Source organism: Comamonas sp. BIGb0124 (assembly GCF_003752175.1).
Taxonomy (GTDB): Bacteria; Pseudomonadota; Gammaproteobacteria; order Burkholderiales; family Burkholderiaceae_C; genus Comamonas_F.
This window is the reverse complement of sequence record NZ_RJVF01000008.1, coordinates 463518-487617: the sequence shown is the minus strand read 5'-3', so window position 1 is coordinate 487617 and position 24100 is coordinate 463518. Positions and strand designations below refer to the sequence as shown.

The following is a 24100-nucleotide window of genomic DNA, read 5'->3' as shown; positions in this document are numbered from 1 at the left end:
AAGGCCCAGTATCGTAACAAGCATTGCCGGTGGTGGCGCTCTTGTGCGCTGAGTATCCACTCCAATTGGCCGACGATCGGCTGGACGGTTATCGCTGGCTGGGTTCACGGGGCCCGGCATGACGACGGTTTATGATTTGGGGATGGAGAAAACACCCCGATCGAACGCCAAAGTCTTTGGCATCAGTGCTGTGCCCATGTTGGGCACGGGCCTACCGTTTACCGTACTGGGCGTGACGACGGCCAACATCACGTTCCTGATCGTCGGCGTGGTGTTTCTGGTGGTCGGTACGGCGCTGAGCGCCCTGGGCCTGAAAAAGCAAAAAAACAGCGCCGATTCGTAGACCGCGTCCATCCTTTTCGTTCATGCATCGCGTTCGGTCGGCAGTGTCCTCGACGCTGCTTATTCCGCTGGCCGTACAGACCGTGGGTGACGCATTGTTTCCGGCGGTGGCCGGGCGCGGCGGGCATGCGTCCGAAATCCTGGCAAGCTTTGGGTTCCGCAGTATGTGCAGGCCGCCATGGACAAGCTGACGGGTTTCTACCGCCGGACGCTGTGAGCGGGGGCGGGAGAAGCGCGTTCGGGCGAGGGCTCGTCTAGGCCGGCTCGCGGCAGGCGGCGGCGGGTGAGGGTGGGCTCGGCCTCGAGCATGCGGCCGCTGCGTTCGACCGCGCCGGCAGCGAGTTCGCCGATCAGGCTGGCCTCGGGCAGGTTGTGCCAGTATTTGGTGGGCATTTCCCGGCGCATCATGGCGAGCTTGAGCCGCGCGGGATTGAAGATATTGGCGTAGTAGACCAGCCAGAGGGCTTCGCCTGCATCGGCCGGTGGGGCATCGTCCCGGCGTGCGCCGTCGGTGAAGGCCAGGGTACGCCCATCCCAGTGCACGCAGCGCCGGGGCGTGAGGATGGCCCAGTGCATGGCGGTGAAACGCCGCATGAAGAACGGGGCGATGGCTTCGACGATGTGGTGGCCGGGCTCGAACCAGGCCACGTGCAGCATGGGCTGGCCTTGCCGCTCGACCTGACGGAAACGGACAAAAGCCTTCATCTTGTGCATGTCCCGCCGCACGGCGCGGGCCATGAGCTGCAGTCGCTGCACATCTGCATCGAGCGGGTCGTGACGCAGCGTGGGTTCCCGCTGCAGACGCCAGAGCAGGCGGTAGATCAGCCCCAGCCGCAGAGGATCCTCGTGCAGCAGCGCTTCCTGGCAGAGTTCGATCATCGGCTTGGGGAAGCGCAGGGACGAAGCGGATTCCGAGGCCGAATCCGACGGGGCCCTGGAGACCGGCCAACCGGCCGTGTCGGAGCCGGTTGGCCGCGTGTCGGCCGGCTCGGGTGTGCCTGCGAACAGATCGGCAGGGCCCTGGTCCGACGCGACCTGCCACAGCACCTGGTCGGGTGAGATGCCTTGCATCAGCAGGCCCCGTGCGGCTCGCCGGAAACCGGGCCAGTCGGTGGCGTGGTCGAGCTGAAGGGTGTGGAGGGTCATGGCGTGCGCATAAGATGCGGATGGCGTGGCGTCGAGGCTGCCGGGAATCAGAACAGCGAGGCTTGCCGTGCCGGTGCCGGCAGGGTGCGGCGCGGGCTGGGACGGGCGGCTGGACCACCCAGGGCCGTCTGGCGCAGGGCGGCGACATCGAGCTTGCGGGCGGGGCGGTGATCGGCCACGACCACAAAAGGCATCACCTTGCGCAGCGGAATGCGCAGGCGCTGGAGATCGTCGCTGCGCAGGGCGCGCACCCGGCGCGAGGCGCACAGGATGTCCACGCTGCGCACGCCCAGGCCGGGTACGCGCAGCAGCAGCTCGCGCGGCGCGGTATTGAGGTCGACCGGAAAACGCTCGGCATGGGCCAGGGCCCAGGCCAGCTTGGGATCCATTTCGAGCGACAGCATGCCGCTGGGGGTTTCGGTCTGCTCGTCGAGCGGGCGCGGGGGCACGATTTCGTCGTGCCGATAGCCGTAGAAACGCATCAGCCAGTCGGCCTGGTAGAGGCGGTGCTCGCGCATCAGCGGCGGGGCGACCAGCGGCAATCCGCCGGCGGCGTCGGGAATCGGGCTGAAGGCCGAGTAGTACACGCGCCGCAGGCGGTAGCCGCCGTACAGGCTGGCACTGGTGGCGAGGATGGTGCGGTCGTCGCTGGCGTCCGCTCCCACGATCATCTGCGTACTTTGTCCGCCGGGCGCAAAACGCGGGGCGGCTGCGCGTCGCGTGCGCTGGGGCATCGACACGATGGGGATGGTGCGGCGGCCGGTGGTGGCGTCACGGTTGCCGGTGCCGCTGCCTGCGGGCATGGGCGAAGCGCCGGCGGGACTCTGCTCGAGCCGCTGCTGGCGGTTCTCGTCGATGTGCAGGGCCATGCGCTGCATGGAGCCGCGGATGGCCGTGGCGTCTTTCTCGGGGGCCAGCGCGCTCAGGCCCTGTGCGGTCGGCAGCTCGATGTTGATGCTCAGCCGGTCGGCGTAGCGGCCGGCGCGGGCCAGCAGTTCGGGCGATGCGTCCGGGATGGTCTTGAGGTGGATATAGCCGCGAAAGTCATGGTCTTCGCGCAGCACCCGTGCGACTTCCACCACTTGCTCCATGGTGTAGTCGGGGCTCTGGATGATGCCGCTGGAAAGGAACAGTCCTTCGATGCAGTTGCGCCGGTAGAAATCCAGCGTGAGCGCCACCACCTCGTGCACCGTGAAGCGGGCGCGTCTGACATTGCTGCTGACGCGATTGACGCAATACAGGCAGTCGTAGAGGCAGAAGTTGGTGAGGAGGATCTTGAGCAGCGAGATGCAGCGGCCATCGGGTGCATAGCTGTGGCAGATGCCCATGCCTTCGGTCGAGCCGATGCCGCGGCCGCCCACCGAATCGCGCCGCTCGCTCCCGCTGGAAGCGCACGAGGCGTCGTATTTTGCTGCGTCGGCCAGGATGGCGAGTTTTTGATGTTTGTCCACTGTTGGAATGTACAGTCATGCTGGTTTTTTGTCCAGTTATGATGGCGGCGATTCCACCCCGCCTGAAACGGGCGCGGGCAGCGGGGTTGCCCAGGGCCATCGGCGGCGTATGGCCACGGCCCTGCATTGCAGCGAGCGTGGGATTCATCGATATGAGTCGATATAAAGTTTCGTTTATGGACTCTTGTCTTGTTTTTTGATTTTTAAGAGATCATATATGAAACCTATTTTTAGGTTATTGACTTGGCTTCATATATGACTCCATAATTCAAATAATTGTCTTTTATGATTCATATATGAGTCCTTAAGGAGTTCTTTTGGCTGCTGAGACATATCTGCTCGAGATCGGTGAGCGTCTGACCAGGCTGCGCTTGAGCCGGAATCTGACTCAAGCCACGCTGGCACGCGAGGCGGGGGCTTCCGTGAGCAGCATCAAGCGTCTTGAGGCGGGTGAAAACACCTCGTTGGACACTTTTCTGCGTGTCCTCGGGGCGCTGGGCCTGGACGAGCGGCTGTCGGCCGTGTTGCCCGATCCCGAGGTGCGGCCGGTCGAGCGCGTGCGGCATGGCGGCCGCGAGCGCCGCCGTGCGCGTGAGAAGGCCGTGCCGGCCAAGGCGACCGATTGGGCCTGGGGCGAAGAGGACGAGGCATGACGGACGCGACCGTTCGGTTGTGGGGCCGGGACATCGGGGCCGTGAGCTGGCTGGCGGATCGCGAGGTCGCGGTCTTTCAGTACATGCCGGATTTTGCAAGGAGCCCGATCCAGCTGGCACCGATCACGATGCCGACGGCGGCCCATCCCTACGAGTTTCCCGCCCTGCCCAAGGACGCCTTCAAGGGCTTGCCGGGCCTGCTGGCGGATTCGCTGCCGGACAAGTTCGGCAACGCGCTGATCGATGCGTGGCTGGTGGCGCAGGGCCGGTCGGCGGGCAGTTTCAATCCGGTCGAGCGCCTGTGCTACATCGGCACGCGGGGCATGGGGGCACTCGAGTTTCATCCGGTGCTGTTCAGCGGGGCACGCCGTTCGCGCCAGGTCGAGATCGACGCGCTGACCCGGCTGGCCAACGACGTGCTGAATCACCGCGGGCAACTCGCCGGTGTGCTGAAGGGCGAGGACGATCACGAAACGCTCGAAGACATCCTGCGTGTCGGCACCTCTGCGGGCGGCGCGCGGGCCAAGGCCGTGCTGGCGTGGAACGAGACGACCGGCGAGTTCCGTTCCGGGCAGGTCAAGGCCGGCGAGGGTTATGCGTACTGGCTGATGAAGTTCGACGGGATCTCGAACAACCGCGACAAGGAGCTGGCCGATCCGCAGGGCTTTGGCCTGATCGAATACGGCTTCTATTTGCTGGCGGTCGCTGCGGGCATCGACATGAGCGTCTGCCGGATTCATCGCGAGGGCGGGCGATCGCATTTCATGACACGGCGATTCGACCGGGATGCGAACGGCCGCAAGCTGCACATGCAGTCGCTCGCGGCCCTGCGGCATTTCGACTTCAATGCGGCCGGTGCATATGCCTACGAGCAGGCCGTGGAGACGATCCGGCAACTGCAACTGCCGGCGTTCGATGTCGAACAGCAGTTCCGGCGTGCGGTGTTGAACGTGCTGATCCGCAACCAGGACGATCACGTCAAGAACATCGCTTTCCTGATGAACCGCGAGGGCGAGTGGCGGCTGTCGCCCGCTTTCGATGTCAGCTATGCCTACAACCCGGCGGGCAGCTGGACGCAGCAGCACCAGATGAGCCTCAATGGCAAACGCGACCACTTCGAGCTCGACGACCTCCTGCAGTTCGGCGCCTTCTGCGGCATGAAGCCCGCGAAGGCGCGCGACATCATCGAAGGCATTCACGAGCAGGTCGAGAACTGGATGGCGCATGCCGATCGGGCCGGTGTGCCCGAGAGCCTGGCGGCCCGCCTTCACCTTGCCATGCGGCGGGATCTGGTCAACCGGCAAGCGGGGCGGGTGGCCCGTCGGTAGGGGGCCGCCGGTGCGGCATCGCGGTCATGCCACGGCCGCTGTCCGGACGAAGGCCTTCATGCCGGGGAGCGGCCGTCGCCGGCGGGCGGGGCGCCCAGATGCGCCAACAGGCTCTGCATGGGGGCCGACAGGGCATCCCAGTCACCGAAGCACAGGCACAGCCGGCGGCGGGCCCAGTCGTCGGTGAGAGCGAGCGTTTGGTAACCCAGTCGACGCCGATAGCGGCTGGCGATGCCCTGAGGCACGATGCCCAGGCCGATGCCGTGGGCCACCATCTCGCACAGTCCTTCGAAGGTCTTCATGCGGATGCGCAAGGCGAGCGGACCTCCGGCCGTGCGCGCCTGTTCGTCGATGTGATCCTGCAAGGCATTGCCGGGGGCCAGGCCGACGAAAGGCTGGTCGATCACATCGGCGAGAGCGACCGCGCTGTGTCGTGCAAGACGATGGTCCGGGCCGGCGATCAGCACCAGGTGATCTTTGGCGACGGGATGCAGATGCAGGCCGCGGGCGTCGACCGCATCGGAAACGATGCCGGCTTCGGCCAGACCGGCCGAGAGGGCGGCGACGATTTCCGCGCTGGTGCGTTCCTTGAGCTCGACGTGCAGGCGTGGCCGGCCGGCCAGCCAGGGCGCAAGCCGGGGCGGCAGAAACGCCGTCAGCGCAGCGGTGTTGGCATACAGGTTCAGGGTGCCCCGTGCCCCGGTGGCGAAGTCGTGCAGCTCGCCTTTGAGCAAGGCCTGCTGGCGCAGGATCAGTCGTGCATGATGGGCCAGCGCTTCACCGGCTGGCGTGGCGACCACGCCGCGGGCATGGCGCTCGAGCAGTGCGACGCCGGCATCGGCCTCGATGCTGCGCAACCGTTCGCTGGCCGATGCCAGGGCCAGATGGGCCTGCATGGCGCCTTGCGTGATGCTGCCGGCATCGACGACGCAGAGAAAGAGTCGGAGGTCTGCAAGATCGAGCCGCATGGTGACACCTCATTGCCACCCTTCGGGAAATCCGAAGGGTGATGTGCAAAAACCGCATTGTGCCTAGCGGTTTGTCACGTTCCAATCAGGGCATGAACGAATCTCCTCTTTTCCTGCTGATGCTGACACTGACGTTCCTGACCGCGGGGCTGGTCAAGGGGGTCACCGGCATGGGGCTGCCGACGGTCGCCATGGGCCTGCTCGGCACGAGCATGGCGCCGGCGGGCGCGGCGGCGATACTGGTGATGCCGTCGCTCGTGACCAACATCTGGCAGTTGCTCGGCGGTCCGGCCACGGCGCAGTTGCTGAGGCGTTTCTGGCCCATGATGCTGGCTGTCATGCTGGGTACGGTGGGCAGCGCGGGGTTGTTGGTGCGTGTCGATCCGCTGTGGTCGGGGCTGGCTCTGGGCATCGCCTTGGTGGTGTATGCCGTGTATGCGCTGGTGTCGCCGGCACTGTCGATTCCGTCGCGCGCCGAGCCCTGGCTGTCGCCTTTCGTCGGTCTGCTCACCGGGGTGGTCACGGGCGCGACCGGGGTGTTCGTGATGCCGGCCGTGCCGTATCTGCAGGCCTTGAGACTCGACAAGGAAGAGCTGGTGCAGGCGCTGGGCCTGTCTTTCACGGTATCGACCGTTGCGCTGGCGGCCGGGCTGTTGGCGCAGGGCGGGTTTCGGCTCGACCAGCTCGGGCTGTCGGCCCTGGCAATCGTTCCCGCCTTGGTCGGCATGGGGGTGGGCCAGGCCATCCGGACGCGCATTTCTCCGCGGATCTTTCGGCGGTGTTTTCTGTCGTTCCTGGTGCTGCTGGGGCTGGAGCTGGCGTCCCGGCCCTTCTTCTGATGCCGCGGGCAGGTGACGGCGAGAGCCGTGGCATCGATCGTGCCCTTTGGCAAGGCGATTGATTGTCTTATCCAGACATTGTGTTTGTCATGTCTGTATTTGCAATTCAATCGACAGTGCCTAATATCGGGACATCCAACAAAGATGCTCATGGACACGACTCTCTATTACCTGTTCGATCCCTTGTGTGGCTGGTGCTACGGTGCCGCGCCGGCGATTTCCGGCTTGCGCGATACGCCGGGCGTGAACATCGTGCCGCTGCCGACGGGGCTTTTTTCCGGCGAGGGCGGGAGGCCGATGGACGACGGGTTCGCGGCCTATGCGTGGTCGAACGACCAACGCATCGAACGCCTGACCGGACAGCGCTTCACCGAGGATTACCGTCGCCTGGTGCTGGACGACCGGCAGCAACGCTTCGACAGCGGTGCGGCGACGCTGGCGCTGACGGCGGTGTCGTTGACCGCGCCGGGCAGAGAGCTGGATGCCCTCGCGGCCGTCCAGCATGCGCGTTACGTGGATGGCCGGGATGTGACCTCGATCGAAACGCTGTCGGCGTTGCTGGGCGCGCTGAGCTTGGACGAGGCCGCAGCCCGGCTGGCGCAGGCCGACGCGGATCTGCTGAATGCCGCGCGTGCCCGCATCGACCAGGCGCGCGCGTGGATGTACAGCTTCCATGCGCGCGGCGTGCCGACGTTGATCGCCGAATCGGGCGAGAAACGCTGGATGCTGGATCTGGCCCGGGCCTATGCCGAACCCGGCAGTCTGGCGCTGCAGTTGCAGCCGGCTTGAGCGGCGCATGCCCCGCGGCGTCTGGCCGCACGGGATACAGTACGCCCTGGCTCTATGCGCCTGCACGTGCAGGCGCGCCGGCTCGAGGAGTATGCAGACATGATCGACCATCTGGACCACTTGGTGCTGACGACGGCGCACGAGGCCGAGTGCATCCGTTTCTACACCCAGGCACTGGGCATGCGTTTGGAATCGTTCGTCGGCGGCACGCCGCCGGTCGATCGCAAGGCGTTCACCTTCGGCTCGCAGAAAATCAATCTGCATGTCAAGGGGCGTGAGTTCGAACCCAAGGCCCATACGCCGGTGCCCGGAGCGCTGGATCTGTGTTTCATCGCATCCATTCCGCTGGACGCGGTGGTGGAGCGGCTGAAGGCTCAGGGCGTTCCGATCGTCGAAGGGCCGGTGATGCGCACGGGCGCCACAGGCAAGATCCGCTCGGTTTACGTGCGAGATCCGGACTTGAACCTGATCGAGATTTCAGAGCCGGTGCGCTAGACCGGTCTTGCAGGGCGCGGCATGCGCCGGCAGGCAGTCAGTGGCAGTAGGAGCCCGGCTGCAACTGAGTGGCTTCGAAGGCCTGCAGGCTCAGGCGTTGCTGGCGATGCGCCTGCCCGTCGTCGGAGGCCGACCATTCGGCCAGTAGTGTTTGCACGGCCTGCGCATCGCGCGCATCCCCCGAATGCAGCGTGGCCTGGTCGGCGAATGCCGGGCGAAGTGCCGTCGGCAGCCTGCGGTAATAGGCCCAGTCGGGTGCCGATTGCAGACGGTCCAGCAGATCGGCGTCGGCCAGCAGGCCATCGCATTCGAAGGCCGAGAAGGCCGACAGAGCGGCGATGGTGGACGGCAACCATTTGATCTGCACGTCGTAGGCCTGTGTCGCGGGCAAGGCATAAGGGCTGCCCTGCGCGGCACACACGGTTCGGCCCGCCAGTGCGAGCTTGGGCGACAGGCTCTGCTGCGCGGGGCGTGCGAGCACCACCACATCGCCGCGCGGCAATGCCGAAGACGCGGCGCTGCGGACCACCATGCTGCCTGTGCCGTCGTCGCCTGCCAGGCCGAGCAACAGATCGACCGGGTCGACGTCGACGGCGATGAGGCCATCGGAATCGGGGGCCTGCGGCACGGTCCGGAGTTCGACCTGCAGGCGGTGCGCCAAGGCTCGGGCCAGCGCCAGGTCGTATTCGTCGGGTTCGGGCCGGGCCTCGGGATCGGGTGACGGACGCCGGTAGGCCCGGACGCCGACGGTGATATGGCCCTGCTCGCGGATGTGCTGGATCAGCGGACCGGCTTCGGGCAGCACTTCCGGATTCTGCCGCGCACCGGTGGCTGCATACGCGCCTGTCAGCCACCACAGCAGTCCGGCAGACAGGAGCGACAGCACCACGCCGTACGCGTAGCGCGGCCTGGGCGTGTTCGGCGGGGCGTGGCGGGAGGGCAGGTGTTGCGGGTTTTCGGCCATGGGGCTGTCTTGGCGGAATGCGCCGTGGGTGGGGGCGAACTGCGGGCCGGCGTTTACGCAGCCAGCGCCACCTCGCCGCCCATGGCTTCGATCACATCGCGGCGCAGGGCGGCGAAATGGCTGGATGTGCGGTCGCGGGGATGGGGCAGGTCGACCGTGATTTCGCGGGCGATGCGGCCGGGCGAGGCCTGCATGACGAAGATCCGGCTGCTGAGGAAAATGGCTTCTTCGATGTCGTGCGTGACCAGCACCGTGGTGACCTGCCGGGCCTGCCAGATGCGCAGCAGTTCGTGCTGGAGCTTGATGCGGGTGAGTGCATCGAGCGCACCCAGCGGTTCGTCGAGCAGCAGGATGCTGGGCTCGGTGGCCAGTCCGCGTGCGATGGCTCCGCGTTGCGCCATGCCGCCCGAGAGCTGGTGCGGATAGGCGTTTTCATAGCCGGCCAGTCCCACCAGTTCGAGGTTGTGGCGGACGGCCGACTGCTTGCGTGCCGCGGGCCAGCCCACATTCAGCAGGGCCAGTTCGATGTTGCCGGCCAAGGTCAGCCAGGGCAGCAGCCGGTGGTCCTGGAACACGATGCCGCGGTCCAGCGAGGTGCCGGTGATCTTGTCCGGGCCGACGTGGATCTCGCCCGAGTGGTCGCGGTCGAGGCCGATCAGCAAGCGCAGCAAGGTGGATTTGCCGCAGCCGCTGGGCCCCAGGATGCTGACGAATTCGCCAGGCTCGACGGCCAGGCTGACATCGTGCAGCACGGGTTGGCGGCGGCCGGGATAGGTTTTGCTGACGTGCGAGACGACCAGGGAGTGGGACTGTCGGGTCATGGTGCAGATGAGTCGATGTGGGGCAAGGCGTGGAAAGCGAGGGTGTGCGGTCGGTGGGGTCGGGATCAACCCTCGAAGCCCTGCTTCCATTTGAGGGCGCGTTTCTGCACCAGGAACATCAGGCGGTCGATGGCGAAACCCACCAGGCCGATGGTGACCATGCAGACCAGCAACTGGTCGGTCAGCAGCAGAGCCTGGGCCCGGAAGATCAGGAAACCGATGCCGACCTGGCCGGCGATGCCCTCGGCCACCACGACCAGTGCCCATGCGAGACCCGCGCCGTAGCGCAGGCTGACCATGATGTTGGGCAGGGCCGAAGGAAACAGCACCTTGCGGAACAGCTGCCAGCGGTTGAGCTGCAGCACGTCGCCGAGTTCGATGTATTGCCTGTCGACGTTGCGGATGCCTTGCAGGGTGTTGAGAAACACCGGGAAGAACACCGATTTGGCAATCACCAGAATCTTGGCCGGCGCGCCGATGCCCAGCCACAGGATGATGAGCGGCAACCAGGCGATGCCGGGGATGTGGCGGATGCTGTCGAAGGTCGGCCCGAGGAATTGCTCGACCTTGCGCGACAGGCCCGCGGCCACGCCCAGCACCAGCGCTGCCACGGCACCGTAGACGAAGGATTGGCTGACGATGCCGATGCTCTCGAGGAAGTCGTGTGCGAAGGCGTCTTCGGTCAGCAGGTTGACGAAGGATTGGGCGGTGGCGGCGGGCGAGGGCAGGAAGACCGGAGGAACCCAGGCGTAATGGCTGGCAGCCTGCCAGGCCGCCAGGATGACCAGCGGCAGCACCAGGCCGAGCCAGCGCACGGGTTGTGCCGAACGAGGTGCCGTGGCCGCGGTATCGCCTGCAGGAGGCGAGACGGCTGCCGCAGCCTGGAGGGCTGCACCGGGTGACAGGGAGGAAGGGGGCGTGCTCATGCGTGGACGGAGTAGAGGGGCGACGGAAACCGCGCCGGGCTCGCGACGAGCGTGGCGGACGGGCGCGGTCGAAGAGGTCGGGAGAGCGGCGTGTGTGCCGTGTCTCAGCGGGTGCGGTAGGGCGAGTAGGCGCCGTTGCCGAAGAAACGTTCGTCGACCAGGGCGTGGATGCGGTCATCCGAAAGGCGATGGTCGGTCAGGATATCGTCGCCGTTGGCCACATACCAATCCTGGAATTCCTTGATGGTCACCCGGGTGTTGTTGGCGTCGCGTTCGCCTTCCATGAAGAAGAACTGCGAGGCGTCGGTGATCTGGAACTTGGCGACATCCTCGGGCACGCGGGTGGCCTTGGCGACGATCTTGGCGGCTTCGTCCGGGTGATCCTGGACCCACTGCTTGGCGCGTTCCTGAGCGATCAGGAAGGCCTGGACGGCCTGCGGGTAACGGTCCGCGAAATCGCGCATGGCGAAGTACGAGACCCGGCCGGCGCCGCGTTCGTAGACGCCCTGGGTGGGGGTGCGGCCCACGACCTTGACCTGCCCCTTGGTGTAGAGGGCGGCCGCGCTCGAAGTGCCCAGATGCATGGCGGTGGCGTCGATGGCGCCGCTCAGCAGCGCAGCGACGGCGGCATTGCCTTGATCGATGGACTGGTAGCGGATGCGGCCTTGCTGGGTGCGGCTGTCGAGCGGCAGGCCGGCCTTGGTCAAGGTCTCGAACGGCGCCGTCCAGTAGCAGCTGACACGGCTGCTGCCGAACTTCTTGCCGTCCAGATCGGCGATGGAATTGACTTCCTTGTTGTCGGCACGCGCAAGGATGGGGGTGCGGTTGCCGTCCGAGGGCTGCGATTCCCAGACGATGACGGCATCGAGGCCGCGTGCGGCATGAACCACGGCCGGGTAGATCATGCGCTGGGCGATGGCCACGCCGCCGTTGTTGAGCAAGGCCGCTTCGGCACCGCTGAGCTGCGCGGAACCGGGAGCGACGAGCACGATCTGGTGGATGCCGACCTTGTCGTATTCTTCTTTCAGGATGCCGGTCTCATGGGCGACGGCCGTCATGGGATTGAGTTGCAGACGGATGGTCTGGAGAGCGGGATGCGCGGGAACGGCAGCCGGTGCGGCATGCGCCTCGGAGACGGACAGTCCGTAGCCTGCCAGCCCCAGACTGGCTGCCAAGCCGATGCCGAGTACGGTATTGCGCAGGCGGGACGGCAAGGAGAGGTAGTCGCTCATGGTGTGGGGTTCCAGGTGTCGAGGTGGGATGAATGGGACATGGAAGCTGCGGTCGCGCAGTCCCGTCGCCATGCATGTTCCGATCTCGACGGCGCAGCGTCCAAGAAGGATTTCTGCGTTGTTTATGTCGAATGCCGAGCGATGGGGCCCACCCGGCGGCAACGGTCATGCGATGCGCCAGCGTTCGAGGGCGTCGGGGTCGAGCTCGACGCCCCAGCCGGGTCGGTCGTCCAGCGCGAGCCGGTTGCCCTGGAGCCGGACCGGCTGGGTGACGACATCGCCCGCCAGTTCGCCGTCGATGCCGCCCGCGAAAGGGCCTTCGAGCAATGGACCGCCCCACGCCGTGGCAAGGTGGGCCACCGACAGCGTGGCCAGGCTGGTACTGGGATGATTGCCGGGGCGGATGCGCCAGCCGGCAGCGCTGGCGAGGGTCCAGAGCTGGCGGATGTGCCAGGCGCCGCCGTTCTTGGCCGTTTTGGTCTGCACGCCGGTGGCCGCACGCCGTTGGGTGGCGCCGAACAGGTCGTGGGTGCTGCCGATGGATTCGTCGAGCAGCAGGGCTACCGGACTGCGTGCAGCCAGTGCGGCCGCACCGTCGAGATCCCAATGGGCAAGGGGTTGCTCGGCACCGTCGATGCGGTAGGGGGCGAGCTCGTGCAGCAGGCGCAGGGCATCGTCGAAGTTCAAGCCGCCATTGGCATCGACATACAGGCTGGCGTCGTCGCCGAGCGCTTCGCGGACCGCGGCGACGTTGTGTACGTCTTGCCTCACGTTCTTGCCGACCTTCACCGTGTAGGTGGTGAATCCGCGCTGCTTGAAGCGCAGGGCTTCTTCCACGGTCCGGGCCGGATCGTCCCGCAGAGTCAGCACGCAACAGACGGGAATATCGGCGCGGGCCCGGCCGCCCAGCAAGGCGTACACCGGCAGATTCAGCAGATGCCCCTGGATGTCGAGCAGGGCGTCGAGCAGCGGGCCCTTGGCGTAGAGCCTGCCGTGCAGCGCATCGTCCAGGCTGGCCGAGATGGCGGCGATGTCGAACGCGGAGCGGCCGAGGAGGCGAGGTGCCAGATGGGATTGAATGGCTTCGACAAGGCCCGAGAGCGTCTCCGCGCTGGCCTGCCGGCGCCATGCCTGCGTCTCGCCCAGGCCGACGACGCCTTCTTCCGTGGTGACGCGGACGACGAGTACATCGACCGATTCGCGGCGTGGACCCACGGCGATGTGCAGCGGCGTGCTCAGCGCGATACGCAAAGGAAAGACCTCGACCGACCGGACCTTGCCGGCGGTGTGGGAAAGGGGCACGGTCGGCAAGGCGGATGTCGTCATGGGTACTCGGGCCCGTAGGGGCTATTTGCGCAGAAGGCGCGGATTGAACACGTCGTTGAGTCCGTTGCCGATCAGCATGAAACTCATGACCGTGACGAAGATGGCCAGCCCGGGCAGTGCCGTCATGTACCAGGCGGTCCGCAGTACCGAGCGGCCGGCGCCGACCATGCTGCCCCAGGACATCACGCTGGGATCGCCCAGTCCGAGGAACGAGAGCGAGGCTTCGGACAGGATCACCTGCGCCACCAGGACCGAGGACGCGACCATCACCGGCGCGACGCTGTTGGGCAGGACATGGCGCAGGATGATGCGCACATGGCCGAAGCCGAGGGTGGTCGCGGCGCGCACGAACTCGAGTTCGCGCACCCGCATGGCTTCGGCCCTGACGAGACGGGCGATCTGCGGCCATGAGGTGGCCCCCAGCGCCAGTGCGATGCTGAAGGTGGAAGGGCCGAGGACCATGACCAGGGCGATGGTGAACAGCAGGCGCGGCATGGTCAGGAAGACCTCGGTCACGCGCATCAGCACGTCGTCGAGCCACGAGCTCCCGAAGTAGCCGGCAACGACGCCGATGAGCACGCCGAGCAGCACTGCGAGGGCTGTCGCGCTCACGCCGATGAGCAGCGAGACCTGTGCGCCGTGCATGAGCGCTGCGGCGATATCGCGGCCCATCATGTCGGTGCCGAGGGGAAACTGGGCCCGTGTGCCGGGCCACAGGGTGGGCGGGCCGACCATGTTGCGCGGGTCGGAGGGAAACCAGAACGAAGCGGAAAGTGCGCAGGCGACGACGAGGATCAGCAGCAACAGGCCGAAGCGTGTGGCGTGCGATCGGGCCAGGCGTTGGCGTAGACCGGCGTGTTTCATCGTTGGCGGCTTCCGATGCGAGGGTCGAGCACGACGTAGAGCAGGTCGACGATCAGGTTCATGAGGACGACCAGAAAGGAGCTGCACAGGAAGATGCCGAGCAGCAGGTTGAGGTCGCGGGAAAAAACTGCGTCATAGGCCAGGCGGCCGATGCCGGGCCAGCCGAACACGGTCTCGATGACGACGGCACCGCTGAGCAGGCCGCCGAGCTCCAGCCCGGTGATGGTGACGATGGGCAATGCCGCGTTGCGCAGGATGTGCGAAAAGATCAGACGCCATTCGCGCAGGCCCTTGGCCCTTGCCGTCCTGACGAAGTCCAGTCCGTAGACCTCGAGGATGGCCGAGCGGGTGATGCGCACGTACATCGACAGGAAAAACAGGCTGAGCGAAAAGGCGGGCATGAGCAGGTGCCGGCCCAGATCGCGTGCGTACGCGAACCAGTTGGCATGGTCGGCCCCCACGGTGCCCATGCCTGCAACCGGCAGCCAGCGCAGGTGGATGGAGAAGATCACGATCATGATCAGGCCGATCCAGAACAGCGGTGTGGCGAAACCGATGGTGGAGACGACGGCAATGGCGCCGTCGAGCGCGGATCCCCGGTAGCGCGCAGCCAGCACGCCCAGAAGGACGCCCACGACCAGCGCAAAGACGATGGCGGCCAGCGAAAGCAGCAGGGTCGCCGGCAGGCGCGTCATGAGCAGCTCGGAGACGGGCATGTTCTCGCGGAACGAGTAGCCGAGGTCGAAACGGGCCAGGGCGCCGACGTAGTTCGCGAACTGCTGCCAGCGCGGCACGTCGAGGCCGTAGAGCGAGCGCATCTCTTCCATGTACTCGGGCGTGGCGCCGCCGGATTCTCCTGCCACCACGTCGACGGCATCGCCGGGCGCCAGTTGCAGCAGGCCGAAGGCCAGCAGGACGATGATGAGTGCAGTGGGGATGACTTGCGCCAGCCGCCACGCGATGTAGCTCAGTCGGTTACCCATGGGTGATTGCGGATTCGGTGAGAGGTGGAAACGGGCTGCGGTCGGTCTTGGATGGAGGCGGCGGGGATCACTGCGAGAGCCAGACGTCCGTGAGTGCCGTGTCCGCGCCGTCGGGGTGGGTGTTGAGGCCCTGGACCCGCTGGTTGTAGACGCTGACATGGACCAGCTCGTACAGCGGAACCAGGGGCAGCTCCTTCTGCACGATCTGCTGCACTTCGAGGAATGCCTTCCGGCGCTTGGCGGGATCGAGTTCGGCCTGCACCGAGGCGATGAGCGTGTCCACGCGTTCGTTGCGGTAACCCGAGGCGATCACGTACGGAACCCCTTTTGCCGCACGCTCGGACCACAGCAGCCGTGTAATGCCGAGTTGCGGCTCGATGAAGGCGGAGATGATCAGGTTGTTGAGGTCGAAGTCGTATTCGCCGTAAATCGCCTTGATGAAGGACGGATTGTCGCGAGCGACCACCGTCAATTCGATGCCCACTCTTGCCAGGTTCTGGCGGATGTATTCGGACGAAGCGAGGTAGACCGGGAAAGCCTGCTGGTCGATGCGCAGCCGGAACCGCACGCCGTCCTTGCCGCGGGGATGTCCTGCCTGGTCGAGCAGGGCATTGGCGCGGGCGAGGTCGAGCGGATAACGGGCGACATCGGTCGAGTAGTACCGGGCCACGCTGGGGATGGGGCCCGTGGCCACCTTGCCGAAACCGCTGACCACGGTGTCGACGAGGCCCTGGCGGTCGAGGGCATGGGCGATGGCCTGGCGGACACGGACATCGGCAAGCAAGGGGTTGCGCAGGTTGAACTCGAGCACCTGGATCTGCGACTTCCAGTCGTAGCCCCGTGTTTCGACCTTCAGGTGGGGGATTCGGCGCAGGCGTTCGACATCGCTGTAGGGGATGGGGTCGTAGGGCGCGTAGAGAACCTCGCCGGCCTCGAGTGCGGCGGCCCGTGTGCCTTCGTCCCCGATGTACCTGAAAAACAGTTTGTCGAGATACGGCTTGCCGGGCTGCCAGTATGACGCGTTCCGCGCCAGTTCGATGACCTCGCCCCGTTTCCAGGCGACAAAACGGAAGGGGCCGGTTCCGATGGGCTTGTTGTTGTACGGGTTCTGGGCGATCTCCGTGCCGTCGTAGAGATGGGCCGGCAGCACGATCGATTCTGCCGAGCCCAGCGACTGCAGTACCACGGGAGAAGCGAGAGAAAAACGGAAGACGGCTGTGTAGGCGTCGGGTGTCTCGACATCCTGCAGGTTGGCGAAGGTGGAGCGTCCGCGCGAGTGGCGTTTTTTCCAGGCTTCGAGCGCCGAGTACTTCACATCGGCCGACGTGAAGGGCTTGCCGTCATGCCATTTCACGCCCTGGCGCAGCTTGAAGGTGAGGGTCCGGCCTTCGTCCGAGTAAGCCCACGAGGTGGCCAGCGCGGGGATCGGTTCACCCTTTGCATCGTACGAAACCAGGCCATCGAACACCTGCGATGCGACGACCGAGTTGGCGTACAGGTTGTGAACGACGTTGATGAGCGAAGTCGGTTCGGGAAACAGACTGGCCACGAGGGAGCCGCCGGGTGTGGGCGCGGGGCTGGCCGGCTGGGCGGAACCGGGCAGGCTCACTGCCACGAGGAATGCCGACGCGAAGATCCGGGCAAGCGTTCGCCTGGCGATGGAGGAAGTCATGGCGTGAGGTTTGAATGCGTGGCTGAATTCACCGCAATCGATGTCGTTGTTCATGCGTCGGTGCGCATGCCACGCTGCATGGGCGTCGTTGAACAAGACCTCGGCCGGCGGCCAGTCGCGGAGGACACGGAAAGAGGCCGCATGCTAGTCCGCTTCGCATTCATCCCGTTGATCGATTTACGCCTTAGTTCATTTGGAATTCACTCGAATGAAAAGCAGATTTGAATAGACGTTATGCGCAGTTAGGATAAATCCGGATGCCCTCTAGCATTTGCCGCTCATTGGCCCAAGGGGTCGAAAATTTATTTTTGGAGTGAAAATAGAGTGGCAATCTCGTTGAATCGCCGAAAGCTGGCCTTGGCAATGGCCAGCGCCGGTTTGCTGGTGGGTGCGCCCGATGTGGTTTTTGCTCAGGAACAGATCCGGCGAGGCGGGACCCTCTATGCGGCGATCAATCCAGAGCCGAATTCGCTGACCTCGACCTACAACAATCAGTATGCGAACCGCGCGGTGTCGGCCAGCATCTTCGACGGGCTGGTGTACTACGACGATGCCTACCGTCCCCAGCCCCGGCTGGCAGAGTCTTGGACGGTTTCGCCGGACGGCAAGAGCATCACCTTCAAGCTGCGCCAGGGCGTGAAATGGCATGACGGCAAGCCCTTCACGTCGGCCGATGTGAAGTACTCCGCGCTCGAGGTCTGGAAAAAACTGCATTCGCGTGGCCGCTCGACTTTTGCCACGCTGATCGATGTCGAGATGCCGGATGCCCATACGGCCATCTTCAGGCTGGAGTCGCCCTCGCAGGTGATCCTGAATGCGCTGGATGCCGCCGAGTCGCAGGTGTTGCCGGCCCATCTGTACAAGGATACGGATGTGCGCACGAACCCGCTCAACAACCGGCCCATCGGGACCGGGCCGTTTCGCTTCAAGAGCTGGACCAAGGGTCAGTTCGTCGAGCTCGAGCGCAATCCGGATTACTGGGACTCGGGCAAGCCTTACCTCGATCGCATCATCTACCGCTTCATTCCGGACGAAGCCGGGCGTGGTGCGGCGCTCGAATCGGGCGAAGTTCAATATGTGCCTTACTCGGGCGTGCCGTTCTCGGATGTCGAGCGACTCAAGAAGAATCCCGATCTGCGTTTCGACAGCCGCGGCTACTCGTATGCCGCGCAGACGTATTTCCTCGGTTTCAATTTCCGCTCGCCGATCCTGTCGAATGTGAAGGTGCGCCAGGCGATTGCGCATCTGGTCGACCGGCAACGGCTGATCGACACGGTCTGGTATGGCTTGAGCAAGCCCGAATACAGCGTGATCCCGGAGTCGCTGACGGCGTTCTATACCCGCGACATTCCGCGTTACGAGCTGAATGCGAATGCCGCCAAGAAGCTGCTCGACGAAGCCGGTTACCCGGCCAAGGCGAACGGGCAGCGATTCCAGATCCGCCTGTACACCGACCCGACCTCGGAGCGTTTTGTGTTCGCGGGCGAGTTCCTGCGCCAGGAGTTTGCCAAGGTCGGCATCGAGGTGGTCTACATCCCGCTCGACAATGCGACCTTCCTGAAGAAGGTCTACACGGACTATGATTTCGACATCATTTTCCAGGGCTTCGGCATCATGGTCGATCCCCAGATGGGGCTGACGCGGGTCTATTCGTCGAAGGCCCAGCAGCCGGGCGTGCCTTACGCCAATGCGTTCGCCTACGCGAGCGAGGCCACCGACCGCATCATCGAAAGCTACCAGCGGGAGGCCGTGCCGCAGAAGCGCGTGGAGACTTTCCACCAGTTCCAGCGCCAGGCCCTCAAGGACCTGCCGATGCTGCCGGTCATGCAGGCCCCTTTCTTCACGGCCTACAACCGCAAGCTCAGGGGGCTGGATTTCTCGCCGACGGGCGTGCATTCGGGTTTCCATACGGCCTGGCTCGAGCCCTGATTTCCGATCGTCCGATGGGTGCGCATCGGCCTTGGAGAGGCGGTGCGGCTCATGCCCCAATGTTCTTTACGCGCCGGTCTCTCGACTGCGCCGCTGCCTGACTCATGACTACTGCCACCGTTTCTTTGTCGACCGAGGACGCCGAATCGCGCACGGGCCGATACACCTCGCCCATCGCACATGCCGGATTCTCCGGACAGGATCTGATCGCGGCGGCACGCCGCCTGTCGCCGCTGCTGGGCGCAGGGGCCTCGGCCCGGGATCAGGCCCGCACCTTGCCGCATGCCGAACTCGATTGGGTGCGGCAAGCCGGTATCACGGCGGCACGGGTGCCCAAGGCATTCGGCGGGCCGGATCTGCCGTTCTCGAGCATTGCGCGGGCCATGATCTGGCTGGCCAAGGGCGATCCGAGCGTCGCGCAGGTGCTGATCCCGCATTTCACGTCGGTCGAACGCATTCGGCTGACCGGCTCGAGTGCACAGCGGGAACGCTATTTCGCGGGCTTGCTGCAGGGTGACCTGATCAGCGGTGCGACCGGCGAACTGGGTGGCCAGTTCGCGACGGACATGACCACCCGCCTGCAGGCCACGCCCGATGGCCTTCGTCTCAACGGACGCAAGTTCTACAGCACGGGCGGCCTGATGGCCGATCGGCTGCGCGTGACGGCAAAGGACGATAGCGGCGATACGGTTTCCGTGATGGTGCCGAGGACCCGGGCCGGCATCGTGCAGCACAACGACTGGGACGGCATGGGGCAGCGGCTGACGGCCAGCGGCACCACCGATTTCGAGAACGTGCGGGTGCGCGAGGACGAGGTGATGTTCTACAGCAGCGCCGAACGCAAGAAGCGCAATTACCAGCCTGCCGCGACGCAGATGCTGCATTCGACGATCGAGGTGGGCATCGCGCTGGCGGTGCTGGACGATGCGATCGCCTGGGCCCACCGGGGCGCCAGGCCAAGGCCCGATTCGGGTGTGCAGCGGTCGGTCGACGACCCGTATGTACAACACATCATCGGCAACATCATCGCCCATGCACACGCCGCCGAAGCGGTGCTGCTGCGGGCCGCGGCCTCTGTCGACGAGGCCGTGGCGGCCTGGCACGACGGCACGACCGGCGAGGCGCTGGAGCAGGCCCTCGTCGATGCTTCGATCGCCACGGCCGAAGCCAAGATCGTCTGCAACGGCGCGGCGTTGCGGGCCGGGGAGCTGATCTTCGACGTCGGCGGCTCGTCGGCGACGCTGGGGCAGCACAACTTCGACCGCCATTGGCGAAACGCCCGCACGCACACGACGCACGATCCCATCAACCACCGTTACCGGGTGGTCGGCACCTACTACCTCAACCAGGTGCCGCCGCCCATCACGATGTACGACTGACCGGCCGCGTGCCGGGTCGTCCGAGCCTTTCACACACTGCGCATCATGACAACGACCCCCAAGAAAATCCGGCTCGGTGCCTTCATCCAGGACGCGGGCCACCACATCGCGGCGTGGCGGCTGCCCAGTGCGCCCGAGGGCGCGGGCATGAACTTCGAACACTATGCCCAGTTGGCGCAGCGTGCCGAGCAAGCGAAGTTCGACATGGTCTTCCTCGGGGACCAGATGACCTTCCAATACGAGGAAGACGAACACATCGGGCGCACGACCCGCACTGTGACGTTCGAGCCGCTGACGCTGCTGTCGGCGCTGGCGGTGAATACCCGGCGCATCGGGCTGGTGGCGACGGCTTCGACGAGCTACAACGAACCTTTCAACGTGGCCCGCAAGTTTGCGTCGCTCGATCACATCAGCCACGGACGCGCGGGCTGGAATGTGGTGACGTCGTGGACGCAGGGCGAGGCACGCAACTTCAATCTGGATCAGGTGATCGAGCATGGACTGCGTTACCGCCGTGCGCGCGAGTTCGTCGACGTGGTGACGGGACTGTGGGACAGCTGGGAGGACGACGCGCTGCTGCAGGACAAGGAGTCGGGGCTGTTCTTCGATCCCGGCCGCCTGCATGTGCTGGCGCATCAGGGCGAGTTCTTCAAGGTGCGTGGCCCGCTCAACATTGCGCGGCCGCCGCAGGGCTATCCGGTCGTCGTTCAGGCCGGTTCGTCTGCGGATGGCCAGCAATTGGCGGCAGAAACGGCCGAGGTGATCTTCACCGCGCAGCGCTCGCTCGAAGAGGCGCAGGCCTTCTACCGCAGCGTGAAGTCGCAGATGCAGGGATATGGACGGCATCCCGACGATCTGAAGATCATGCCGGGCGTGTTCCCGGTGGTGGGGGAGTCCGAAGCGCATGCAAAGGAAAAATTCCAGCAACTGCAGGAGCTGGTCCATCCCGAGATCGGCTGGCCCATTCTGGCTCGTCATCTGGGTGGATTCGATCTGTCGTCGTATCCGCTGGACGGGCCCGTGCCCGATCTGCCGTTGACCCAAGGCAACCAGAGCCGGCAGAAGCTGCTGATCGATTTTGCCCGCAGGGAAAACCTGACGGTGCGGCAGCTGTACTGGCATGTCACCGGAACCCGAGGGCACTGGGCCATCTTCGGCACGGCCGAACAGATCGCCGACCAGTTGCAGGAACGCTTCGAGCAAGGCGGGGCCGACGGATTCAACATCATGGCACCGTGGTTGCCGGGCGGGCTCTTCGAGTTCATCGACCATGTGGTGCCGGTTCTGCAGCGGCGCGGCCTGTTCCGCACCGCGTACGAAGGGGCCACGCTGCGCGAGAATCTCGGGCTTCGCCGGCCGGCCAACCGGCATGCCGCCGGGCAGGAGCGCGCATGAGCGGCGGCAAGCCGGGCGCCGTGCCACGGCGCGGCATGCACCTGGGCGTTTTTGTCGAGACGACAGGCCGGCATCTGGCTGCCTGGCGTCATCGGGATGTGGCGCCTCATGCGCCGATGTCGCTCGACCACTACCGTGCGGTTGCGGCCGAGGCCGAGCGCGGGCTGTTCGATCTCTTCTTTCTGGCCGATGGGCTGGCGATTCGCGATCGCTCGGCCGAACGCCTGGGCCGCAGCCCGAAAGCGCATTTCGAGCCGTTGACCTTGCTGTCGGCCTTGAGCACGGCCACGCGCCATATCGGGCTGGTGGCCACGGCTTCGACGACGTTCAACGAGCCCTTCCATGTGGCGCGCAAGTTCGCGTCTCTCGACCACCTGAGCGGCGGGCGTGCCGGCTGGAACATCGTGACCTCGTCCAGCAGCACGGAGGCGGAGAATTTCGGCTCCGCTCCGATTCCGCCGGCCGCCAAGCGCTATCAGCGCGCCGACGAGTTCGTGGAGGTCGTGACCGGTCTGTGGGACAGCTGGGACGACGACGCGGTCGTGGCCGATCAGCAGTCGGGTCGCTACTTCCATCCGCAGTCGCTGCATGCGCTGGAGCACCGCGGCGAGCACTTCCAGGTCCGTGGACCGCTGAACGTGACCCGGACCCCGCAGGGCCGGCCGCTGCTGGTCCAGGCGGGCTCGTCCGACGCGGGCATCTCGTTCGGCGCGCGTCATGGCGAAGTGATCTACACCGCCCAGACGACGCTGGGCGACGCGCAGGCATTCATCCGGAGAATCAAGGGCTTGGCGCAAGACCATGGACGCCGTGCAGACGACCTGCGGGTGCTGCCAGGGCTGTTCCCGGTCGTGGGGGCCAGTCGCAGCGAGGCTCAGGAGAAGTTCGACTACCTCCAGTCGCTCGTGCATCCGGAAGTCGGGCTGGCGCAGCTCGAACATCACCTGGGCGGGGTCGATCTATCGGCCTATCCGCCCGATGCGCTGTTCCCCGAACTGCCCGAGGCGCAAGGGGCGACGAGCCGTGCCGCGTTGCTGGCCCATGTCGCGCGCCGCGACGGCCTGACGATACGCGACCTGTATCTGCAGGTGGCCGTGGCACGCGGGCACCCGGTCGTGATCGGCACGGCGTCCGACATCGCCGATTTCATGCAGGCGTGGTTCGAACAGGGGGCGGCAGACGGCTTCAACATCATGCCGGGCTGGTTGCCTCAGGGCTTGGGCGAGTTCGTCGACCGGGTCGTGCCCGAGCTGCAGCGGCGCGGGCTTTTCCGCACCCGCTATGAAGGCCGTACGGTGCGCGAGCTGATGGGCTTGCGCCAACCCGCCAGCCGTTTTGCGGCGCACGCGTCTGCCGTGTGACGGCGACTCGAGACTTTGCAGGAAACAGATATGGGATCGATCCAATCATTGACTTCGGCGCGTGACTACGAGGCCATTGCCCGCGAACTGGCGACAGATTTTCGCGTCGGTGCAGCGGCACGTGACCGCGACCGAGTGCCGCCGCTCGCGGAGCTGGAGCGGATCAAGGCCAGCGGTCTGCTCGCCGCGCGCGTGCCTGCGGCTTATGGCGGTGCGGAAATCGACTTGCCGAAGTTTGCCCGCATTCTGGTGATCCTCGCGCAGGCCGATCCCAATATCGCCCAGGCCGTCGCCCCCCAGTTTGCGAACCTGGAGAAGCTGCGGATCTACGGCACCCACGAGCAGAAGCTGCACTACTTCGGTCTGGCCCTCGACGGTGTGCTGATGGGGAATGCGGCGGCCGAGCAGGGCGGCAATTTCATCGGCGATGTGACGACCACGCTGTACCGCGCCGGCAGCGAGTGGCGCCTGAAAGGCCGCAAGTACTACAGCACCGGTAGCATCTACTCGGAACTGATCCTGGTGACGGCGGCGCACGAGCAGGGTGGCCGGGCCGCGGTGTTTGTACCGCGCAACCGCGAGGGCGTCTCGGTGCTCGACGACTGGGACGGCATGGGCCAGCGCACCACGGCCAGCGGCACGACGATCTACGACGATGTCCTCGTACACGAACACGAGGTGTTGCGCATTCCGGCGTTTGGCCAGCGGCGCACGCATGAAGGGGCCTTTGCGCAATTGATGCATTCGGCGATCGATGCCGGCATCGCCCTGGCCGCCCTGGCGGATGCCGGTGCCTATGGCCGCGAGCAGGCCCGTGTGTTGCGCGAGAGCGGTGTGTCGAGTGCCACGCAGGATCCCTATGTGCTGCACACCATCGGCGAGATGGCCATCGCGGCCCATGGGGCCGAAGCGCTGCTGGGGCGGGGTGCCGCGCTGCTCGAGCAGGCCCTTGCGGCCAGCCTGGCAGGCGACGCCGATGCCAACCGGCTGCTGGGCGAGGCCTCGATTGCCGTGGCCGAGGCCAAGTACGCGACGACCGAGGCCTCGATCCGCGTGAGCGAAATGCTGTTCCGGATCGGCGGCGCGTCGGCGACATCCAGAGGCCTCAACCTCGATCGCCACTGGCGCAATGCGAGGACGCACACCACGCACGATCCGGTCTCGTACAAGGCCAGGGCCGTGGGAGACTTCTACCTCAACGGCAATCTGCCGCCGATCAACACCAAGATTTGAGGCC

23 protein-coding genes are annotated in these 24100 nt (G+C 65.6%); 12 read left to right on the top strand and 11 right to left on the bottom strand.

Annotated features, from left to right (window positions below):
* The first annotated feature begins 118 nt into the window (after nt 1-118).
* Complete coding sequence (locus EC845_RS03395) at nt 119-343, top strand: hypothetical protein (protein ID WP_148077232.1); 225 nt, start codon at nt 119-121, stop codon at nt 341-343.
* 197 nt (nt 344-540) lie between these two features.
* Here EC845_RS03395 and EC845_RS03390 read toward each other — a convergent pair whose 3' ends face one another.
* Both EC845_RS03390 and EC845_RS03385 read right to left on the bottom strand, forming a co-directional pair.
* Nucleotides 541-1488: a TIGR03915 family putative DNA repair protein gene (locus EC845_RS03390; RefSeq protein ID WP_123295791.1), complete on the bottom strand. Its 948-nt coding sequence runs from the start codon at nt 1486-1488 to the stop codon at nt 541-543.
* Between the two features lie 47 nt (nt 1489-1535).
* A complete protein-coding gene (locus EC845_RS03385; protein ID WP_123295790.1) occupies nt 1536-2939 on the bottom strand; it encodes a putative DNA modification/repair radical SAM protein in 1404 nt (467 codons plus the stop codon).
* A 317-nt stretch (nt 2940-3256) separates the two neighbouring features.
* Between EC845_RS03385 and EC845_RS03380 the strand changes: the two genes are divergently transcribed.
* Entirely contained in the window at nt 3257-3592 is a 336-nt protein-coding gene (locus tag EC845_RS03380) for a helix-turn-helix domain-containing protein (RefSeq protein WP_123295789.1), read from the top strand.
* Nucleotides 3589-4920, top strand: coding sequence for a type II toxin-antitoxin system HipA family toxin (locus EC845_RS03375; protein ID WP_123295788.1), 1332 nt, complete (start codon nt 3589-3591; stop codon nt 4918-4920). The genes EC845_RS03380 and EC845_RS03375 overlap by 4 nt, the downstream gene beginning before the upstream one ends.
* A gap of 56 nt (nt 4921-4976) precedes the next feature.
* Here EC845_RS03375 and EC845_RS03370 read toward each other — a convergent pair whose 3' ends face one another.
* Complete coding sequence (locus EC845_RS03370) at nt 4977-5888, bottom strand: LysR family transcriptional regulator (protein WP_123295787.1); 912 nt, start codon at nt 5886-5888, stop codon at nt 4977-4979.
* A gap of 92 nt (nt 5889-5980) precedes the next feature.
* Between EC845_RS03370 and EC845_RS03365 the strand changes: the two genes are divergently transcribed.
* The 3 genes from EC845_RS03365 to EC845_RS03355 all read left to right on the top strand — a co-directional run bounded on the left by EC845_RS03365 (nt 5981) and on the right by EC845_RS03355 (nt 8011).
* Nucleotides 5981-6727, top strand: a complete 747-nt coding sequence (locus EC845_RS03365; protein WP_123295786.1) for a sulfite exporter TauE/SafE family protein — start codon at nt 5981-5983, stop codon at nt 6725-6727.
* A gap of 150 nt (nt 6728-6877) precedes the next feature.
* Complete coding sequence (locus EC845_RS03360; protein WP_123296337.1) at nt 6878-7516, top strand: DsbA family protein; 639 nt, start codon at nt 6878-6880, stop codon at nt 7514-7516.
* A gap of 99 nt (nt 7517-7615) precedes the next feature.
* Nucleotides 7616-8011 (top strand): VOC family protein, encoded by a 396-nt coding sequence (locus EC845_RS03355; protein ID WP_123296336.1) that lies wholly within the window; start codon nt 7616-7618, stop codon nt 8009-8011.
* A gap of 37 nt (nt 8012-8048) precedes the next feature.
* On the opposite strand, the gene EC845_RS03350 is transcribed toward EC845_RS03355, so the two are convergent.
* The 8 genes from EC845_RS03350 to EC845_RS03315 form a co-directional block, all read right to left on the bottom strand.
* Nucleotides 8049-8975, bottom strand: a complete 927-nt coding sequence (locus EC845_RS03350) for a hypothetical protein (protein ID WP_123295785.1) — start codon at nt 8973-8975, stop codon at nt 8049-8051.
* A 53-nt stretch (nt 8976-9028) separates the two neighbouring features.
* Nucleotides 9029-9796 carry an ABC transporter ATP-binding protein gene (locus tag EC845_RS03345; RefSeq protein WP_123295784.1) on the bottom strand — a complete coding sequence of 256 codons (768 nt, stop codon included), beginning with the start codon at nt 9794-9796 and terminating at the stop codon, nt 9029-9031.
* Between the two features lie 65 nt (nt 9797-9861).
* Nucleotides 9862-10722 carry an ABC transporter permease gene (locus EC845_RS03340; RefSeq protein WP_123295783.1) on the bottom strand — a complete coding sequence of 287 codons (861 nt, stop codon included), beginning with the start codon at nt 10720-10722 and terminating at the stop codon, nt 9862-9864.
* Between the two features lie 104 nt (nt 10723-10826).
* Nucleotides 10827-11954, bottom strand: coding sequence for an ABC transporter substrate-binding protein (locus tag EC845_RS03335; RefSeq protein ID WP_123295782.1), 1128 nt, complete (start codon nt 11952-11954; stop codon nt 10827-10829).
* A gap of 165 nt (nt 11955-12119) precedes the next feature.
* Nucleotides 12120-13280: a mandelate racemase/muconate lactonizing enzyme family protein gene (locus tag EC845_RS03330; protein WP_123295781.1), complete on the bottom strand. Its 1161-nt coding sequence runs from the start codon at nt 13278-13280 to the stop codon at nt 12120-12122.
* Between the two features lie 21 nt (nt 13281-13301).
* A complete protein-coding gene (locus tag EC845_RS03325) occupies nt 13302-14144 on the bottom strand; it encodes an ABC transporter permease (protein ID WP_123295780.1) in 843 nt (280 codons plus the stop codon).
* Nucleotides 14141-15127 (bottom strand): ABC transporter permease, encoded by a 987-nt coding sequence (locus EC845_RS03320; RefSeq protein WP_123295779.1) that lies wholly within the window; start codon nt 15125-15127, stop codon nt 14141-14143. The genes EC845_RS03325 and EC845_RS03320 overlap by 4 nt, the downstream gene beginning before the upstream one ends.
* A 67-nt stretch (nt 15128-15194) precedes the next feature.
* Nucleotides 15195-16799, bottom strand: coding sequence for an ABC transporter substrate-binding protein (locus EC845_RS03315; RefSeq protein WP_158615600.1), 1605 nt, complete (start codon nt 16797-16799; stop codon nt 15195-15197).
* An 18-nt stretch (nt 16800-16817) separates the two neighbouring features.
* Between EC845_RS03315 and EC845_RS22265 the strand changes: the two genes are divergently transcribed.
* The 6 genes from EC845_RS22265 to EC845_RS03290 all read left to right on the top strand — a co-directional run bounded on the left by EC845_RS22265 (nt 16818) and on the right by EC845_RS03290 (nt 24096).
* On the top strand, nt 16818-17024 hold the full coding sequence (locus EC845_RS22265; RefSeq protein ID WP_158615599.1) for a hypothetical protein: 207 nt from the start codon (nt 16818-16820) through the stop codon (nt 17022-17024).
* 138 nt (nt 17025-17162) lie between these two features.
* Nucleotides 17163-18728: an ABC transporter substrate-binding protein gene (locus tag EC845_RS03310; RefSeq protein ID WP_123295777.1), complete on the top strand. Its 1566-nt coding sequence runs from the start codon at nt 17163-17165 to the stop codon at nt 18726-18728.
* 104 nt (nt 18729-18832) lie between these two features.
* Nucleotides 18833-20107 (top strand): acyl-CoA dehydrogenase family protein, encoded by a 1275-nt coding sequence (locus tag EC845_RS03305; RefSeq protein WP_123295776.1) that lies wholly within the window; start codon nt 18833-18835, stop codon nt 20105-20107.
* A 45-nt stretch (nt 20108-20152) separates the two neighbouring features.
* Nucleotides 20153-21502 (top strand): LLM class flavin-dependent oxidoreductase, encoded by a 1350-nt coding sequence (locus tag EC845_RS03300; protein WP_123295775.1) that lies wholly within the window; start codon nt 20153-20155, stop codon nt 21500-21502.
* Nucleotides 21499-22863, top strand: a complete 1365-nt coding sequence (locus tag EC845_RS03295) for an LLM class flavin-dependent oxidoreductase (RefSeq protein WP_123295774.1) — start codon at nt 21499-21501, stop codon at nt 22861-22863. Before EC845_RS03300 ends, EC845_RS03295 begins: the two co-directional genes overlap by 4 nt.
* A gap of 30 nt (nt 22864-22893) precedes the next feature.
* Nucleotides 22894-24096, top strand: coding sequence for an acyl-CoA dehydrogenase family protein (locus tag EC845_RS03290; protein WP_123295773.1), 1203 nt, complete (start codon nt 22894-22896; stop codon nt 24094-24096).
* The last annotated feature ends 4 nt before the right edge of the window (nt 24097-24100 follow it).